The sequence below is a fragment of the Wolbachia endosymbiont (group A) of Sicus ferrugineus genome (assembly GCF_947251515.1).
Classification (GTDB): domain Bacteria; phylum Pseudomonadota; class Alphaproteobacteria; order Rickettsiales; family Anaplasmataceae; genus Wolbachia.
Window position 1 is genome coordinate 926,048 of record NZ_OX366370.1, and the last position, 17,953, is coordinate 944,000.

Annotated in this window: 14 protein-coding genes and 2 pseudogenes; 11 read left to right on the forward strand and 5 right to left on the reverse strand. The window is 34.9% G+C overall.

Annotated elements, in window-relative coordinates; genetic code table 11:
* The first annotated feature begins 225 nt into the window (after positions 1 to 225).
* From OPR24_RS04670 to uvrC, 8 genes are all read left to right on the forward strand, one after another.
* Positions 226 to 438 (forward strand): hypothetical protein, encoded by a 213-nt coding sequence (locus OPR24_RS04670; RefSeq protein WP_006279675.1) that lies wholly within the window; start codon positions 226 to 228, stop codon positions 436 to 438.
* Between the two features lie 5 nt (positions 439 to 443).
* Positions 444 to 2,492: an NADH-quinone oxidoreductase subunit NuoG gene (nuoG, locus tag OPR24_RS04675; protein WP_458694319.1), complete on the forward strand. Its 2,049-nt coding sequence runs from the start codon at positions 444 to 446 to the stop codon at positions 2,490 to 2,492.
* Positions 2,476 to 3,501 (forward strand): NADH-quinone oxidoreductase subunit NuoH, encoded by a 1,026-nt coding sequence (gene nuoH / locus OPR24_RS04680; protein WP_265032861.1) that lies wholly within the window; start codon positions 2,476 to 2,478, stop codon positions 3,499 to 3,501. Before nuoG ends, nuoH begins: the two co-directional genes overlap by 17 nt.
* Positions 3,494 to 4,498, forward strand: a complete 1,005-nt coding sequence (gene hemB / locus OPR24_RS04685; protein ID WP_265032864.1) for a porphobilinogen synthase — start codon at positions 3,494 to 3,496, stop codon at positions 4,496 to 4,498. Before nuoH ends, hemB begins: the two co-directional genes overlap by 8 nt.
* Positions 4,499 to 4,635: 137 nt before the next feature.
* On the forward strand, positions 4,636 to 5,394 hold the full coding sequence (locus tag OPR24_RS04690) for a phosphatidylglycerophosphatase (RefSeq protein WP_265032866.1): 759 nt from the start codon (positions 4,636 to 4,638) through the stop codon (positions 5,392 to 5,394).
* A 44-nt stretch (positions 5,395 to 5,438) separates the two neighbouring features.
* Positions 5,439 to 6,278 (forward strand): glycine--tRNA ligase subunit alpha, encoded by an 840-nt coding sequence (locus OPR24_RS04695; protein ID WP_264329343.1) that lies wholly within the window; start codon positions 5,439 to 5,441, stop codon positions 6,276 to 6,278.
* 3 nt (positions 6,279 to 6,281) lie between these two features.
* Positions 6,282 to 8,375: a glycine--tRNA ligase subunit beta gene (gene glyS, locus OPR24_RS04700; RefSeq protein WP_320157117.1), complete on the forward strand. Its 2,094-nt coding sequence runs from the start codon at positions 6,282 to 6,284 to the stop codon at positions 8,373 to 8,375.
* A 7-nt stretch (positions 8,376 to 8,382) separates the two neighbouring features.
* Positions 8,383 to 10,203: an excinuclease ABC subunit UvrC gene (gene uvrC / locus OPR24_RS04705; protein ID WP_265032868.1), complete on the forward strand. Its 1,821-nt coding sequence runs from the start codon at positions 8,383 to 8,385 to the stop codon at positions 10,201 to 10,203.
* Positions 10,204 to 10,253: 50 nt separating this feature from the next.
* Here uvrC and OPR24_RS04710 read toward each other — a convergent pair whose 3' ends face one another.
* Positions 10,254 to 10,859, reverse strand: a complete 606-nt coding sequence (locus OPR24_RS04710) for a CvpA family protein (RefSeq protein WP_253307316.1) — start codon at positions 10,857 to 10,859, stop codon at positions 10,254 to 10,256.
* A gap of 57 nt (positions 10,860 to 10,916) precedes the next feature.
* Positions 10,917 to 11,513: a riboflavin synthase gene (locus OPR24_RS04715; protein ID WP_265032869.1), complete on the reverse strand. Its 597-nt coding sequence runs from the start codon at positions 11,511 to 11,513 to the stop codon at positions 10,917 to 10,919.
* A gap of 404 nt (positions 11,514 to 11,917) precedes the next feature.
* Here OPR24_RS04715 and OPR24_RS04720 point away from each other — a divergent pair.
* Positions 11,918 to 12,929, forward strand: a pseudogene (locus tag OPR24_RS04720) (IS630 family transposase).
* Here the strand turns inward: OPR24_RS04720 and OPR24_RS04725 are convergent.
* Together OPR24_RS04725 and OPR24_RS04730 are read right to left on the reverse strand one after the other, a co-directional pair.
* Entirely contained in the window at positions 12,908 to 13,084 is a 177-nt protein-coding gene (locus OPR24_RS04725) for a hypothetical protein (protein ID WP_265032870.1), read from the reverse strand. The pseudogene OPR24_RS04720 and the gene OPR24_RS04725 overlap by 22 nt on opposite strands.
* Positions 13,085 to 13,159: 75 nt before the next feature.
* On the reverse strand, positions 13,160 to 13,900 hold the full coding sequence (locus OPR24_RS04730) for a hypothetical protein (RefSeq protein ID WP_265032871.1): 741 nt from the start codon (positions 13,898 to 13,900) through the stop codon (positions 13,160 to 13,162).
* A 145-nt stretch (positions 13,901 to 14,045) separates the two neighbouring features.
* On the opposite strand from OPR24_RS04730, the gene pheS reads away from it, so the two are divergent.
* Both pheS and glmU read left to right on the forward strand, forming a co-directional pair.
* The gene (gene pheS / locus OPR24_RS04735) at positions 14,046 to 15,089 is read left to right on the forward strand and encodes a phenylalanine--tRNA ligase subunit alpha (RefSeq protein WP_265032872.1); all 1,044 of its coding nucleotides are present in this window, start codon (positions 14,046 to 14,048) and stop codon (positions 15,087 to 15,089) included.
* Positions 15,090 to 16,382 carry a bifunctional UDP-N-acetylglucosamine diphosphorylase/glucosamine-1-phosphate N-acetyltransferase GlmU gene (gene glmU, locus OPR24_RS04740; RefSeq protein ID WP_265032873.1) on the forward strand — a complete coding sequence of 431 codons (1,293 nt, stop codon included), beginning with the start codon at positions 15,090 to 15,092 and terminating at the stop codon, positions 16,380 to 16,382.
* A 131-nt stretch (positions 16,383 to 16,513) separates the two neighbouring features.
* Here glmU and OPR24_RS04745 read toward each other — a convergent pair.
* Positions 16,514 to 17,409 (reverse strand): annotated as a pseudogene (locus tag OPR24_RS04745) (IS630 family transposase).
* Between the last annotated feature and the right edge of the window lie 544 nt (positions 17,410 to 17,953).

A 17,953-nucleotide genomic window follows, 5' to 3' on the forward strand; every position in this document is an offset into this window, starting at 1 on the left:
TGGCTTGACTAACAGCTACATGAACGTTTATTTTCGAGGCGCAGCAAATGAAAGTAGCTGATGCATATTTCTTTTTTTCTGGTCAAGCACTGGAATGATATCAAGGAGTAACTTTTTATTTAAACAATGATTATAATAAGAGATCTATTGAAATTTTAAAGTTATTAAATATTGACGCTATATACTTAAGTGTTAAAATAGAATGAAAAGTTTTTAGGAGTTTATATGGCAGCAGGTGGGAAAGCAAAGACAGCTAGTAAAAATAACCCTACTCAGCGTAAGAAGGCCGAGCAAAAAATGTATAAAGATAAACCGGTAAAACCTGTTAGATATATAGATCGTGACTCGCGCATGAATTATATGTCTGCTCAATATGACAACGGCAATCTGGTTGAAGATGAGGTAAGCGGCAATCCTATAAAGTGGGAAGCTGTATAATAGTTGTGGTTAAAGTTACTATTAATTCTAAGGAATGTGAAGTAGAGCATGGGCTCACTATAATTCAAGCTTGTGAAGTCGTGGGCGTTGAAATTCCACGTTTTTGTTATCATGAGCGTTTAGCAATTGCTGGTAACTGCAGAATGTGTTTGGTTGAAGTTGAGGGTGGGCCTCCAAAACCAGTAGCCTCTTGTGCAATGCCAGTTGCAGAAGGGATGGTTATTCACACTGATACCCCTAAGGTTAAAAAAGCACGTGAAGGTGTGCTTGAGTTTTTGCTAATTAACCACCCGCTTGATTGCCCAATTTGCGATCAAGGTGGTGAATGCGATTTGCAAGATATCACGATGGCTTATGGGAAAGGAACCAGCAGACTTGATGAGCATAAGAGGGCTGTGCCAAAAAAACACTTCGGACCACTGATTGAGACTGCGATGAATCGATGCATTCATTGCACTCGGTGTGTTAGATTTTTGTCTGATGTTGCAGGTACAAATGAACTTGGAGGAATCGGAAGGGGAGAAAATGTAGAGATTAGCACTTACATAAAAAGGCATATTAGTTCTGAATTATCTGGAAATATCATAGATCTCTGCCCGGTAGGGGCTTTAACTTCAAAGCCTTACTCCTTTACAGCGCGTCCATGGGAGCTATCACATTGTGAGACTATAGATGTGCTAGATGCTGTGGGAAGTAGCATTAGAGTTGATTATCGTGGCCTGGAAGTTATGCGAATATTACCAAGACTGAGCGAAGAGGTAAATGAAGAATGGATATCAGATAAAACCCGCTTTGCCTATGATGGACTAAAAGTTCAGCGTCTTGATCAACCTTATGTAAAAAAAGATGGTAAATTAGCCCCAGTTGATTGGAATGAAGCATTAACTATTGCTGCAAAGAAATTAAAGAATACAAAATCAAATAAAATAGCTGCAATTGCAGGTGATTTAGCAGATTGTGAGTCTATGCTTCTACTCAAAGAAGTGATGCAGAAGCTCGGCTCGGGGAATATAGACTGCAGGCAAGATGGTGCAAAGCTTATACCAAGTAATCGCGGATCTTATGTGTTCAATACCACTACCCAGGGTATAGAGAATGCAGATTTGTGTCTGCTTATAAATACAAATCCAAGGATAGAAGCACCGATCATTAATGTAAGATTGAGAAAGAGATATTTACAGGGCAACTTTCCTATTGCAAGTGTTGGTCCTAACATTGAATATTTGTATTATGTTGAGAAATTGGGCGATAATCCTGATGTTTTGAGTAAAATAGCAAATGGAAATCATAAGTTCTGTGAGCTGCTGGTAGCCGCCCAAAACCCTATGCTGATCATTGGTCAAGATGCATTAATAAGAGATGATTCTGAATCAATTCTAATTCTAGCTGGCAAAATTGCAGAAAAATTTAACATGGTCAGAGACGACTGGAATGGCTTTAATATGCTGCATAAAGCTGCAGCAAGAGTTGGCGGTCTGGACGTTGGGTTTGTTCCTGAAAAAGGTGGAAAAGACACTAATCAAATACTGGAGCATACAGAAGGTGGCGAGATAGAAGTCATTTATCTTCTTGGTGCAGATGAAATTGATACATCAAAATTAGAAAATACATTTGTAATTTATCAAGGTCATCACGGTGATAAGGGTGCACATGTGGCAGATGTTATCTTGCCTGGTGCTGCATATACAGAAAAATATGCAACTTATGTAAATACTGAAGGTCGAGTGCAAAGAACAAATTTAGCTGTATTTCCTCCAGGTGAAGCAAAGGAGGATTGGTTAATTATTAAAAATCTTTCACAATATTTAGACCTTTCTTTACCGTATGATAGTTTATTTGATGTGAGAAAAAAATTAGATACTATCGGTCCACAGTTTAGAAATGCCGATCAAGTGGTAAAAAACACATGGGTACCAATTAGCAATGATGGGATAAGCTTAAGTAATACACCTTTCACTTTAAAGGAGTGTAATTTTTATATGACGGATTCAATAAGTCGCGCTTCGAAAATAATGGCAGATTGTACTAAAGCTTTTTATGAACACGCTAGTTAATATTTTATTTATTTTAGTACCGCTACTACTTTCAGTTGCGTACTTGGTATACTTTGAGCGTAAGGTTATTGGTGCAATTCAACTGAGACACGGACCAAGTGTAGTTGGACCTTTTGGGCTATTGCAGCCATTTGCAGATGCTATTAAGCTACTGATTAAAGAGCCGATAATACCATTTAGAGCGAGCACCATACTGTTCATTATGGCTCCAATGCTTACTTTTATCTTGGCATTAATTGCCTGGGCAGTTATACCGTTTGGTGCTGAAGTAATTGTAGAAAATGGCCAGCAAGTAGTGATTCCTAAGGTTATAGCAAATATTAATGTTGGAGTGCTTTATGTGCTAGCTATATCGTCACTGGGAGTATACGGCGTAATTATTGCAGGCTGGTCAAGCAATTCTAATTATGCATTTCTTGGCGCTATACGGTCGGCTGCTCAGATGATTTCATATGAAGTTTCAATAGGCTTAATAGTTGCTACAGTTGTTGTTACAACTGGTACGTTGAACCTTGGAGAGATGGTGGTAGCGAAACACAATATGCCATTTTGGGTTGTTTTGTTACTAATGCCTATAGGAATAATATTTTTTATTTCTTTGCTTGCAGAAACTAATCGTCACCCATTTGATTTACCAGAAGCTGAAGCAGAGCTTGTCTCTGGATATAACGTTGAATATTCATCCATGCCTTTTGCCCTCTTTTTTCTTGGAGAATATGCAAATATGATTCTAGCAAGTGCTATGATGACGATATTCTTTCTAGGAGGATGGTATCCGCCGCTGGAGTTCAGTTTACTTTACAAAATTCCAGGTTTGATTTGGTTCGTTTTGAAGATAGTTATACTTTTGTTCATATTTATTTGGATTAGAGCAACAATACCTCGTTATCGATATGATCAGCTAATGCGCCTTGGTTGGAAAGTGTTTCTGCCAATATCGGTGCTTTGGGTGGTACTCATTTCAGGAGTGTTGCTCTTTACTAGGAATTTACCTGGGTCCAATGTTTAATTTTCCAAATACAAGATTAAGGCGCAGGCGCTCGAGCAAATGGGTTCGCAATTTAACAAGTGAAAATAGTTTATCAGTAAATGATCTGGTTCTTCTTCTGTTTGTTCACGACAGAGAAGAAACAACTGAACCAATTTCTGGCTTACCAGGCGTAAAGTGTTATTCAATAGATGGATTAGTGTCTATAGTTAAGGAAGCTAAAGATTTAGGAATTAATGCTGTTGCAATTTTTCCTGTAGTTGATAGTAAACTAAAATCTGAAAACGCTGAGGTAGCATATAATTCTGACAACTTAATCTGCAAAGCAATCCGTGCTGTAAAATTAAAGGTACCTGAAATTGGTATTATTGCAGACGTTGCACTGGATCCATACACTATTCATGGCCATGACGGGATTTTAAAAGATAATCAGATGGATGTAGAAAACGATGAAACTATATCAGTACTGTGTAAGCAAGCACTTGCTTTAGCGAAGGCAGGATGTGATATAGTTGCTCCTTCTGATATGATGGATGGTAGAATAGGAAGAATCAGAAAATCATTAGATGATAATAACTTTCAAGACGTATTAATATTATCTTATGCGGTGAAATATTGCTCTAGCTTCTATGCTCCATTCAGGCAAGTCGTTGGTTCATGTGGGCTATCACATTCTATAGACAAAAGTGGTTATCAAATGGATTATAAAAATGCACATGAAGCAATGTGCGAAATTGAAATGGATATAAATGAAGGTGCAGATTTTATTATGATTAAACCAGGTATGCCATATTTGGATATTATCAAAACAGCAAGTGATAAGTTTAATTTTCCGATTTTTGCTTACCAAGTAAGCGGTGAGTACGCAATGATAAAAGCTGCTGCAAATAATGGCTGGCTAGATTATGACAAGGTGATTTATGAATCTTTGATTGGTTTCAAACGTGCGGGTGCAAGTGCAATATTCACTTACGCTGCACTTGATATTGCAAAAAATTTAAGTGCACAAGCCCTATAAAATTACTAAATTTTTGGCGCATGTTCTTCTACTGTTGCTGCATATTACCTAAAATTTTCCAATACATGTTTTAAGTTATTGATAAGTCCGTTACAATACAGTATTATAAATAATATAAACCAAGTGTTACTTAGAGCATGGGGATTTTTTTTGAATTTTTGGGAAAGATGCTAGGTAAGGTTTTTCCTGCCAAAACAGTAAGCTCTTTTTTGGGAATAGGATATTTACCAGGTTGGCAGAACTATTGGTCTTCTTTTTTAATATTATTTATTGTCGATGTTATATTGATTTTTACATATGGAGGCGAATATTTACTATATAAAATGCCAAATTCAGGAATAGTTGTAGCTGCTGTTTTTACAAAATCGGCAATAGTTATGTTAGTAATACAATTAATTGGAATATTTATTTTTCATGCTCAGGACCCTTCAGCAAACAGTGGTGAAGACATAGTAATACAAATAGCGTCAGGGCAAGTATTGACTGTAGCACTTTCAATGCCAGCAATAATGTCAATTTATTATACTGTAAGTAAACTCTATGGGAGTATATGTAAGCAGATATTTCAATGCCCATTTTGGTTTAATGATTTTATGCACTTTTTCTTTTTTCTTATGATACCTTACGTATTTTTTAATGTCGTAGAAGTGATAAAACCATGGCCAATAAGTTCAATACAACTCAGCTATAATAATGCAATGTCAATTACATTTGAGGGGATTTTTCACACATTTTATGCGGTGATTTTACTGTATTTAACAGCATTTATATTCTGCGATTTAACTATGCATGATGCAATTGTCCTAAATAAAAGCATAATTCAGTATGTGAGGGAAAGTTCAGCAGTTTTAGGTGATTATTTACATAGTGCTGCAAAAAAAATAAATATTGAATAGTACTTATTTATTTATATATTTAGTATAAAAAGTGTGCAATTTGTGTGAATTTACAAAGTATAATAAAAGAGTTGCAAGATTTTTGGGCTGGTGAAGGGTGCGTTATACTTCACCCATACACATCTGAAGTTGGTGCTGGTACATTACATCCTGCAACAATTATGTCTGCAATTGATACAAAACCGACAAAAATTGCATATCTACAACCAGTAATTAGGCCAGCAGATGGACGCTATAGTGATAATCCTAATCGCTTGTATCAACATCACCAATATCAAGTTATAATAAAGCCATCTGGTAATAATTTACAAAACGTCTATTTAGATAGCTTAAAAGCTCTTGGCATATCTACAGAAAAATATGATATTAAGTTTGTTGAAGATGATTGGGAAAACCCAAGTGTTGGTGCATCAGGACTTGGATGGGAAGTTACATGCAATGGAATGGAAGTAACACAGCTTACTTATATACAGCAAGTTGGAGGGATTGACTGCAAGATGATTCCTGGTGAGGTGGCATATGGGTTGGAACGTTTAGCAATGTGCATACAAGGTGTAGATAATGTTTACGATATAACTTGGAACGATAACGGTGTAACTTACGGAGATATTTTTAAACAAAGAGAATATGAATTTTCTTATCTAGCGTTAGATTATTATGATACTAAAGTGGTACAGCAGCAATTTGAAGATACGGAAAAATTATGTAAGTTCCTTATTGAAAAGGAGCTACCAATGGCAGCTTATGACCAATGTATTAAAACTAGTCACCTACTTAATCTGCTTGATGCAAGAGGTGTGCTTGGTGTCAATGAACGTACAGCGCATATTGGTAGAGTTAGAGAGCTGACAAAAAAATGTTGCGAATTATACATGAGTAAATAGCGTATGTCGTTGCAGTTGTTATTTGAGTGCCTTTCAGAAGAAATACCACCGAGAATGCAGAATGTAGCTGCAACTCAAGTTAAGAGCTGTATTGCCAATGTTTTTAACAAAAATAATGTAAAATTTACATCAATGGAGGTTTTTGTAACGGCACGTCGCATTACCCTATTTGTTGACAACATAAATGCTTTGGAGCTAAAGAATTCCAATAACGAAGTTAAGGGACCAAACATTAACGCACCAAAAAGTGCTATCGAAGGTTTTTTAAGAAAATATCAGAAAAATGAAGAAGGTTTGCTCGTTCGAAAAGTAAATAATGAGGATTTTTACTTCATTAAAAGAGAAAGCTGCTCATTTAACATCAGAGAATTCCTCAAAAATCAACTGGAGGAAATGCTCAAAAACTTTTCTTGGTTGAAGAGTATGAGATGGGGCGAAGGAAAAGAAAGGTGGGTTAGGCCAATTAAAAACATTTTATGCATTTTAAATGACGAAATAATACCTGTGTCTTTTGCAGGGATCACAGCATCTAACACAACATATGGCCATCGATTTCTCTCAAGTGATGCGACGTTAACTATTAAAGCACCTAAAGACTATTTTGAATTGCTAGAAAAAAACAGCGTAATTCTCCAGCTGGACAAAAGAAAGCAATTTATACTAGATCAGATTAATAAATTCACAAAAGAGCAGAATTTACAACTTGAGAAAAATGATTATTTACTAAATGAATTGACAGGGCTTATAGAGTGGCCAATCGTACTGTTTGGTGAAGTGAATCAAGAAAAGTCATTTGGATTACCGAAGGAAGTAATTCTTAGTATAATTAATACGCAGCAAAAATACCTTGCTTTAAGTAATGGAAAGAGAATTTCACACTTTGTCACTGTTGTCAACGTCAACAATGGTGAAGTTGTTAAAGGACACGAAAGAATATTAGAAGCACGTCTTGCTGATGCCCAATTTTTAATATCTCAAGATAAAAAGGAAAATCTAGATTATTATGTCAAAAAATTAGGTTCGATATTATTTCATGCTTTTCTTGGCAGCGTGGGGGAAAAGGTGAAGCGTATTACGTCTCTGTCAAAGTATATAGCTATATTTATTCCACATGCTTCGCTGATAAAAGTTGAACGTGCTGCATATTTGGCAAAAGCTGATTTGGCAACATCGATAGTAAGAGAGTTTCCAGAACTGCAAGGAGCAATGGGTGGATATTACGCTTCTTATTTTCAAGAAGATAGAGAAATAGTGGAAGCTATAACTGAACACTATAAGCCAATCGGGCCAGAGCAGGAGTGTCCTAAATCCCCTTCAGCAATTGCTGTGTCAATTGCAGACAAAGTGGATAGCTTAGTTGGTTTAATTGCAGCAGGTGAGAAAATCTCTGGTTCGTATGATCAGTTTGGTTTGCGGAGAATGACAATTGGTATAATTAGAACAATACTTGAAAATAATTTGCATATTCCAATTAGGCTATTGATAGATAAGTCAGTATCTTTATATTCAAGGCTTCTATTTAATGAAAATACAACGTCAGTTGATAAGCCAAATAGAAAACAAATTTCAGAACTAGTATTTAGATTCTGCTTAGAAAGATTCAAGGTTATTTTAAAAAATAGAGATATAAGGCAAGATGTCGTAGATTCAATACTATATAAAATCGATATTAATGATCTGCTGACAGCAGAAAAGCAAGCTGTTATATTGGATTGTTATCTTAGTACGCCAAAAGGTGAACAGATTCTAAGCACTTACAAAAGAGTCAGCAACATGGTTAACAAAGTAAGGAAAAATGATGACACTGCTTATGGCACATTTTACAATACGTGGCTTCTGATTGAAAAGGAAGAAGTTGCACTATCAAGTTATGCTACATTTTTTTATAAGAGCATTGAACAAGCAATGAAAAGTGGGGATTTAAACGCAGCGCTTGATAAGCTTACTAGCCTTACTCCATTTATCAATAAATTTATGGGTAGTGTAAAGATCAACTGCGATTCTGATAAGCTAAGGAGAAATAGATTGTCTTTGCTTGCAAGTGTTGTTTCCATCTTTCATTTAGTAGCAGATTTTAACCTCATACAAGTCAAGTAATGGATAAATGTTCAAGCAATATAAAGAACAGATAAAATTATCTCCGCAGTCTTGTGGTGTGTATAAGATGATTGGAGATAAGGATAAAGTTTTATACGTTGGTAAAGCAAAAAACTTGAAATCGAGATTATCTGACTACCTTCAATTCGAAAACCTTTCTGAACGAATTAGAGTTATGCTCTCACAGGTTGTTAAGGTTGAAATATTCATCACTGAGAATGAAATCGAAGCACTGCTTCTTGAAGCACAGTTAATAAAATCATTGAAACCACTTTATAATATTGTGCTCAAGGATGGAAAATTTTATCCTTATATAACAATTTCCAAGCACGATTATCCAAGAATAGCAAAATATAGAGGCAAATTTAAGAAGAATGAGTTTCATTATTATGGTCCCTTTACATCTGCCGCTGCTGTTAAGCAAACTATATTGTCATTGCAAAAAGCTTTTCTCCTAAGAGTATGTTCAGATCAATACTTTTCCTCAACAAAAAGACCATGTATTGAATATCAAATTAAGCGCTGCTCAGCACCATGCATAAACAAAACCACAAAAGACGACTACTGCCAATCAGTAAAACAGGCACGAAATACATTGCTTGGAAGAAATAAGGAAGTGAAAGAACAGTTACTTTTCACAATGAGAAAGTGCAGCAGTGAAGAAAACTATGAGCTTGCTGCTATATATAGAGATCGGGTAAAGTTTCTTGAGCAAATTCAAATACAGCACACGGATTTTTCTTTTGAAAAAGATGCAGATTTCTTCAGTATTGTACGTGAAGAGGATCTAGCATGTATTAGTGTGTTATCGTTCAGAAATAAAGACAACTACGGCAGCACTCCTTACTTTGCCGAGAACTGTGGTGATCACTCAAATGATGAAATTTTATCCACCTTTTTGGTCAATTTTTATAATTCAGCTAACATACCTCCAATACAAATTTACGTTCCAGATTCTATTGTGGATAAGGAAATTATAGAACAAGCACTATATAAGGTTGCTCAAAAGCCAGTAAAAGTTCTGCATGCAAAGAATAAAAAAGAGCGTGATTTATTGAAATTTGTTTATGATAACTCTCAGCATAGCTTAGAGCAGAAGCTTATCGATTATAGAAATAACCTAGAAAAGCTTGAGGAGCTTAGCAAAATCTTCTTGTTACCAAACATTCCAAAGCGTATTGAGGTTTATGACAATAGCCATATATTTGGAAATCAACAAATTGGTGTAATGGTTGTTGCAGGGCAGGAGGGTTTTTTAAAAAGTGAGTACAGAAAATTTACTATAAAGGAAAAATTTTCAGGCGATGACTATAAAATGATGAGGGAAGTTCTAACCAGACGTTTCTCCGGCAATATAAAAGGCATAATACCTGATTTTTTACTGATTGATGGTGGACCAGGACATGTTTCCATAGTACAGAATGTACTGGAAGTATTGAATATAAACGTTCCTTTTGCTTGTATGGCAAAAGGTCCTGATCGTAACGCAGGAAATGAAACATTTTATATGCTGGGCAGGGAAGAATTCAGTCTGGCAAATGACAGCAAAGTCATGCTTTACTTACAATTGCTGCGTAATGAAGCCCACCGTTTTGCGATAACTTCACATAGAAAAAAACGCGATAAACAGTTTATAGTTTCACAATTAAGCAAAATACCCGGCATTGGCAACAAAAGGAAAAAGGCGTTGATGTCTTATTTTGGTTCAGTGAAAAATATAAGCAAAGCTTCTCTGGCTGAAATTCAAAACGTACATGGAATTAGTAAAGGTTTAGCAGAAGTCATTCTTAAATACGTGAATTATAAGAGAGGAGTGCTCTTAACCTGACACATATGGCTTTTTGAATACTCCCAATGAACATATTTATAAATAAATATTTACTCTTCTTTTTTATTGTTTTTGGGTTTTTCTTGATCAACCATTTCTCCACCGATCTCTTTTATTTTTAGTATCAACGACTCTGGTACATACATGTCAATTACTTCTTCTGCTGTCACAAATAAAGCCTGATAAGAGTGTGAATTTATTATCCAATTAGGCAATATGTCTTCTGCTTTTATTTCAGAATGTTCCTCTTTTTTGCCATATTCTTTTTTGTCATATACTGTGTAGCAATATAAGTGCACAGCAAAAAATAATACATAAGAGAGCAATATTCCTTTAAGCACTCCGAGAAAGATTCCAGTAACTCTATCGATAAACCCCAACCTTATGGGTGATAATATGTACATTAGCCAGTTGTTTATTATCATGAATATAAGATTAAGTATAATAAATACAGAGATTGTAGAAAGTATGTTTAGTATAACTTTAGAATCAAAATATTTACTATAATTTGGAGTGAAAAAATCATAGTGATTAGCTGTCAGAAAAATTGATAAAAATAGAAACATTAGTGCGCATAGCTCTTTTATAAAACCTCTAGTTACCGAGATTATTACGCATAGAACAACAATGAAGATAATTAGGCTATCGAAAAGCATATTTTATATCTATATGGTTTTCAAGATATAATAGTTGTAAATAACAAGGTTGTAAAATTAATTGTATTTATGCTGCATCAATTGATCTAAATACCTAGCGATAATGTCAATTTCTAAATTCAGATAATCATTTATTTTGTTGTACTGAAAAGTTGTATTTTCCCATGTATAGGGAATTATATTTACTATAAATTCCTGATTAATAACTGAATTCACTGTGAGGGAAACCCCGTCTAGTGTAACAGAGCCTTTTTTTGCAACAAATTTAATTAATTCTTGTGGGCACGATAGTTTGATTTCATGAGAATCTAAATTTCGTTCGATTGTTAAAATTTTTACTATCCCATCAACATGACCCTGAACTAGGTGGCCATCGATCTTATCACTTAATCTCATTGCTTGTTCGAGATTTATTTTTTTGCCTATCTTCCACGTATTTAAGTTAGAAACCTTCATAGTTTCTTGAGACGTTTGGACTGTAAATATATCGCTCATTATATCAACAACAGTTAAACACACACCAGAGCAAGCTATTGAATCTCCTTTGTTTATAGAGGGTAAATTTTGTGTTTTGATATGGAAAATTTGATCAGAGTTGGAGTGAGTGGTAGTATCAGTTATAGTCCCGATATCCGTGATAATTCCTTTAAACATATGGTGAAAATAAATAATTTTACCATGAAAAATTTTTTACAATAACTTATTTCTATTTTGTTATAGCTAAAGTAATTCTGGTTTACCAACGATTTAAAAAACGACAAATTCGTCATTCCGCTGCTTGTTAGTGGGATCTATGTGAGATACCGTGACGGTATGACGTAGGACTGCTGTCATCCCGCTGCTTGTTAGCGGGATCTATCCGCGGCGGTATGACGTAGGAAAACTGAGCCTGCACTAGCTATAGGCGCAAGAAAGGGGATCGTTTTCACTTACTTGCTTAACAGATTCTATAGAATATTCAGAATATATAAAGTAATACCAATTCCCACTATACAAAGAACGGATAGACAATAATAGAAAAAAAGCCATACTAAAGTAAGTGAAGTAGCGAGGTATAAATGGCATTAAGATCAAAATTATTGGATGAAAAAGTAGTAGAATCAGCAAAAGAAATGCTGAAGAAAGTAAGGAACAATGCATATGTTTCAAAAAAACTAAATGCTGTAATTGCAGCAAAAAAGCATAGTATAACGGCTGTAGCAAAAATATATTGCATTTCAAGAAGCGCACTAACTTCGTGGGTAAAACTCTTGAAATTTGGCAGAAAAGAAAAACTGTTTACTCCTCCACAACGGCGTAGAAAAACTAAATTAAATCAGGATCAACTACGGCAAATTGAAGAGTGGATAGAAGAAAATCCTAATATTACCATTAAAGAAATGAGAATAAGAATCCAGGAAAAGTTCGGATTAAATATCAGCAAATCTACAGTACACCGCTATATGCAAAAGATGAAATTCTCATATATTACACCCAGACCAGTTCATAATGGACAAGATAAAAGCAAACAAGAGGAATTCAAAAAAAAATCTCAATGGAGCTATTAGCAAGTATCCAGAAAAAGAGCTATTTTTCTTTGATGAATCAAGGTTTGGCACACATTCAAAGGTTGGACATGGGTGGTTTAAAAAGGGGATTAGAACACAGGTTAAAACAAAATTAGTTAGGCAAAATTTCTATCTCTATAGTGCGGTTAATCCTAGAAATGGAGAGAGTTCTAGCTTATTTGCACCAAATGTCAACACTGATTGCATGAACATATTTCTTGAGCAGATGTCGCAATATCTAGAAACACGAGAGGCTTTTCTCGTTATGGACTGTGCTAGTTGGCATAGGTCAAAAAATTTAAAGGTACCTAAAAATATCGACATTATATACCTACCTACATATTCACCTGAGCTAAATCTTGTTGAGAGGCTTTGGTTATATATAAAACAGAACATTTTGCGCAATAAAATATACGATACAATTGCTCTGCTTTAGGGTGCTTTGTGCAAATTTATTACTTCTCTTGCCAGCTCCACAATTAAACAACTCTGCAATTTCTCCTATTTGACTGACCAACAATGAGAATTGGTATTAGCCTTAAAATACTCTGTGTGCGAAGTAGTTTGACCTACATTCTGTTCTGCTTCTTGAGGTATTGGATTTCCTATACTACTTGTCATCCAAGTAGCTGACACTGGAGTCCATTTTTCTTTTTTTTTTCTGGATTCCAGCGTCAAGCGCTGGAATGACACCAAATGGTATATTGTTGCTCTGTATAGAAGGTTTTGGTGTTCTTAAAAGGGATAACCTTATTACATCATTAAAAAATTGGATAAGGGAAGGAAGATTCTATATTTTGGTATACTAGCTTTTATTGTAGCAGTAACCACTGGAGCTTTACAATTTACTTTGCTTGCTACGTTAAAGTCAAACGAGCCTGTAAATGGTACAATTTGTCTATTTTGTGCGTTTTTTTGCTTAGTTTCACTCTGTTCTTGTCTGTCTTTATTTTCTGCTTCTTTTACTTGTAGTGTAACTTGACTCTGTTCCTCATTTTCAGTTTTTTCTGCATGTTTTAGCTTTTCATTTAAAAATGACCCTATTTGGTGCAAATTATCTAAGTTAATGTCTTTAACATTTGTTTGTAGTATGATTGTTATTCCTTGCAGAAGGATTTGAGGCGGAGCATTATTTACGAATTCTTCTACAGTTTTATCACTATTAGTTTTACAGTAGTTATTATATAATTCACTGCTTTCTTTTGATACTTTTATGTTGACTGTAAAATTTTTTTCCCGAGAAAGGCAGATTTTAAAAAAATCAATTAAAGATTTTATTTGAAATGGTCTTGTATTAAAGGTGTCTTTACCTGTTGCTGTTAGCTCAAATGAAAATTCTTGTATATTACTTTCAATACTTCTCGAGCGAATGGTACTGATCTTAATTATTTTGCTAGAAAATGCTTTACTTATGTTTTTGGATCTTTCCTTAAAGAACTTAGGTAAATCCTCTATTTTGTACTTATTATCAGTTTCAGTGTCACTGTTGTGCATGGTTGATACAGCAAATTCATCAACGCAAAGGTAGATAAAAAAAACTAATTGGTCAATAAATTAATAATTAAAATGGGACAGTTTTTAGATTGTTGATGCTATTCAAGATTTTACTATAATTAAAGTTTAAGCCAGCGTTTCTAAGATGAATAAAGAGCTACTGAATGAAATACCTTTACTTGAAGATGAAGCGGTCTCTGAAATTGAGAATGCTTCTTCTTTACAAGATTTAGAAAAAGTCAGGCTATCATATTTGGGAAAAAAGGGTGTAATTAAAGCTTATTTTGACAACTTAAAAGAGATAGAAGACGCAGGAAAAAAGCGCAATTTAGGCGAGGTTATCAACGTTTTACGTAATAAGCTAGATCAGCTTATAATGAATAAGGAAAATATACTAAAAGCCGAAGAAGTTAACTTTAAATTGCAGAACGAGGCGGTTGATATCACGTTGCCCGTTAGACCAGAAAAAATGGGCAAGGTCCATCCACTCAGTAAGGTTCTAAATGAAGTAAAGCTTATTTTTGCACATATGGGTTTTAAAGCAGTTGATGGCCCTGACATTGAAGATGAATTTCATGTATTTGATGCACTGAATACTCCAAGTCACCACCCTGCGCGGGAGGAGCAAGATACCTTCTACTTAAAGAATAAAATAAACGACAAAAGAATGGTGCTGCGCACTCATACCTCATCTGTGGAGATCAGAACTATGGAAAAAGCGAAAACTTTTCCGATTAAAATCGTATCTCCTGGTAGAGTATACAGAAACGACTTTGATGCAACTCACACCCCTATGTTCCATCAAATAGAGGGGTTATATGTCAATGAGAATGTCAATATGGGCCAGTTAAAATTTACTATTCATCACTTCCTTAATAAGTTTTTTGGAGATAAAGGGCTGAAGATACGTTTTCGTAATAGTTTTTTCCCTTTTACCGAGCCTTCTGCAGAAGTGGACATAAGTTATAAAGGTAGTAAATGGATAGAAGTACTGGGATGCGGTATGACGCATCCAAATGTATTTCAAAATGTTGGAATAGATCACACTAAATACAGCGGTTTTGCGTTTGGCATTGGTATAGAAAGGCTTGCAATGCTAAAATATCAAATTAGCGACTTAAGGAGCTTTTATGACAACAAAATCAGCTGGCTTGATCATTACGGTTTTCATTTTTCATCTTTAAGATAAGTGATAAGTAAAACTCATACGTTCGTTATACTTGCTGCAGGGCATGGCAGGCGGATGAATTCAGATTTGCCTAAGGTCCTACACAAAATAGGCAGTTTTTCCATGCTCCAGCATGTCATTTACAATGCAAAACAGTTAAATCCTGAAAATATTGCTGTTGTAGTTGATCTGCCTTTAATTGAAAGACTAAAGTGCTTTAAGGATATACAGTTAATTACACAAGAATTAACACTTGGCACGGGAGATGCAGTCAAAACTGCGATGAGAAACCTGAAAGAATTGCCAGATTCGAGCATAATTATTGTGCAGTATGGAGATACCCCATTCATAAAAAGCAGCACAATAACTAAAATGGTTAGTTGCTTAGAAGGCAAGGCTCTAGTTTGCCTAGGTTTTAGGACAAGCAATAAAGAATACGGTAGGTTAATTATTGAGAATGGTTCCTTAAGAGAAATCGTAGAAGCAAAGAGTGATAAAAATAATCATGAAGAGTTTCTTGCAAATGCTGGAATAATGGTTGCATGTGCAAAGAATTTACGTGAATTGGTGGAGAAAATAGAGTGCAATAGCTCAACTCATGAATATTATTTGACCGATATAGTTTCCATTGCAGTGAAGAGTAATTTAAATGTTGGTTACGTTATTACCGGTGGAGAAGAGGCAACGGGAATAAATAACAGAAATGACCTTATAAAAGCTGAATTTTACTTTCAAGAAAACAAAAGAAAATTTTTTACCAACTCTGGAGTAACGCTTGTTGCTCCAGAGACTGTTTTCTTTTCTCTTGATACGCAAATTGCCAGAGATTCAGTTATTTACCCATATGTTTTTTTCGGTACTGGAGTGAAAATAGAGTCTGGTGCGAAAATACTGCCATTTTCGCATTTAAAAAACTGCTTAATTAAAAGTAATGCTGAGGTCGGTCCATTTACCAGAATACGCGGAAACACAACAATTGGTAATAAGGCAAAAATAGGAAATTTTGTGGAAGTGAAAACAAGTGAAGTTGGTCAAAACACTAGAATAAAACACTTAAGTTATATAGGAAATGCTAAAGTAGGGCAGAGGAGTAATATAGGAGCAGGTACTATTGTTTGTAATTATGATGGGAAAAAGAAACATAAAACGAACATAGGAAGCAATTGCTTTATTGGTGCCAATAGCTCACTCATTGCACCGCTTAATGTTCATGATGACTCTGTAATTGCGGCAGGTAGTGTTATAGTGGAAGATGTACCAGAAAAAAGCCTTGCAATAGCAAGAGAAAAGCAGGTGATTAAGAGAATAAAGTAATTCGCTGTAATTATATTATTTTTAATGCTTATATTTGTATACATGCATATATCAATATTTGGAGGGTAAAAATGAAAAAATTACTTACCTTAGTAGCTATATTGCCTGCTGTTTCTTTGTCATACCAATTCTCATTGTTGGTCAGTCAAATAGGAGAAATTGCAGAGTTGTTTAATTGTGGAGCTGGCAAGAGAAGTAATAAATTTGCACAAAGCACCCTAAAGCAGAGCAATTGTATCGTATATTTTATTGCACAAAATGTTCTGTTTTATATATAACCAAAGCCTCTCGTGTTTCTAGATATTGCGACATCTGCTCAAGAAATATGTTCATGCAATCAGTGTTGACATTTGGTGCAAATAAGCTAGAACTCTCTCCATTTCTAGGATTAACCGCACTATAGAGATAGAAATTTTGCCTAACTAATTTTGTTTTAACCTGTGTTCTAATCCCCTTTTTAAACCACCCATGTCCAACCTTTGAATGTGTGCCAAACCTTGATTCATCAAAGAAAAATAGCTCTTTTTCTGGATACTTGCTAATAGCTCCATTGAGATTTTTTTTTGAATTCCTCTTGTTTGCTTTTATCTTGTCCATTATGAACTGGTCTGGGTGTAATATATGAGAATTTCATCTTTTGCATATAGCGGTGTACTGTAGATTTGCTGATATTTAATCCGAACTTTTCCTGGATTCTTATTCTCATTTCTTTAATGGTAATATTAGGATTTTCTTCTATACATGCTTCAATTTGCTGTAGTTGAGCCTGATTTAATTTAGTTTTTCTACGGCGTGATGGAGGAGCAAACAGTTTTTCTTCTCTGCCAAATTTCAAGAGTTTTATCCACGAAGTTAGTGCGCTTCTTGAAATTCAATATATTTTTGCTACAGCCGTTATACTATGCTTTTTTGCCGCAATTACAGCATTTAGTTTTTTTGAAACATATACATTGTTCCTTACTTTCTTCAGCATTTCTTTTGCTGATTCTACTACTTTTTCATCCAATAATTTTGATCTTAATGCCATTTATACCTCGCTACTTCACTTACTTTAGTATGGCTTTTTTCCCATTATTGTCTATCCGTTCTTTGTATAGTGGGAATTGGTATAAGCCTAGCGTTGGGTGGTTCATATGAGGTAAAAATGAAAAACATTATCATCGCAGGCTCTGGTCCTGTTGGTTCATTCATGGCAGTGCTCTGTGCACTGGGATGACATTCTCCTAGTAGAGATCGCTTTTGTAATTGCAACATTCGTGCAATCTTTAGCTATAAATATTTAAGAAATTTACCAAATGAAAAAAAAAGGCAAAAGAAGCCCCGTGGTTGGCTAGTTACTTACATTATACTTTCAAGTATGGCGTTTTTTTATTCCAAACGTCTAATAACCGCGACTCAGCTGCTTTTAAATGCAACTAACCTAAATTATAAACGTTAAGAAATTTACTAAGTGAAAAAAAAGGTAAAGAAACCCCAGGGTAGCTAGTATTTAAATTCTCCCTTGTCTATTTGACGTCTTTTACTGTCTTAAACGCTTTATAAGCGCGTTTCAGCTTGTATAGGTAGAAACC

Bases quoted from the DNA above. Each gene is read 5' to 3' on its own strand.
- OPR24_RS04670 (WP_006279675.1), top strand. From the start codon at position 226: ATGGCAGCAGGTGGGAAAGCAAAGACAGCTAGTAAAAATAACCCTACT.
- nuoH (WP_265032861.1), top strand. From the start codon at position 2,476: ATGAACACGCTAGTTAATATTTTATTTATTTTAGTACCGCTACTACTT.
- hemB (WP_265032864.1), top strand. From the start codon at position 3,494: ATGTTTAATTTTCCAAATACAAGATTAAGGCGCAGGCGCTCGAGCAAA.
- OPR24_RS04690 (WP_265032866.1), top strand. From the start codon at position 4,636: ATGGGGATTTTTTTTGAATTTTTGGGAAAGATGCTAGGTAAGGTTTTT.
- glyS (WP_320157117.1), top strand. From the start codon at position 6,282: ATGTCGTTGCAGTTGTTATTTGAGTGCCTTTCAGAAGAAATACCACCG.
- uvrC (WP_265032868.1), top strand. From the start codon at position 8,383: ATGTTCAAGCAATATAAAGAACAGATAAAATTATCTCCGCAGTCTTGT.
- OPR24_RS04710 (WP_253307316.1), bottom strand. From the start codon at position 10,859: ATGCTTTTCGATAGCCTAATTATCTTCATTGTTGTTCTATGCGTAATA.
- OPR24_RS04715 (WP_265032869.1), bottom strand. From the start codon at position 11,513: ATGTTTAAAGGAATTATCACGGATATCGGGACTATAACTGATACTACC.
- OPR24_RS04730 (WP_265032871.1), bottom strand. From the start codon at position 13,900: ATGCACAACAGTGACACTGAAACTGATAATAAGTACAAAATAGAGGAT.
- pheS (WP_265032872.1), top strand. From the start codon at position 14,046: ATGAATAAAGAGCTACTGAATGAAATACCTTTACTTGAAGATGAAGCG.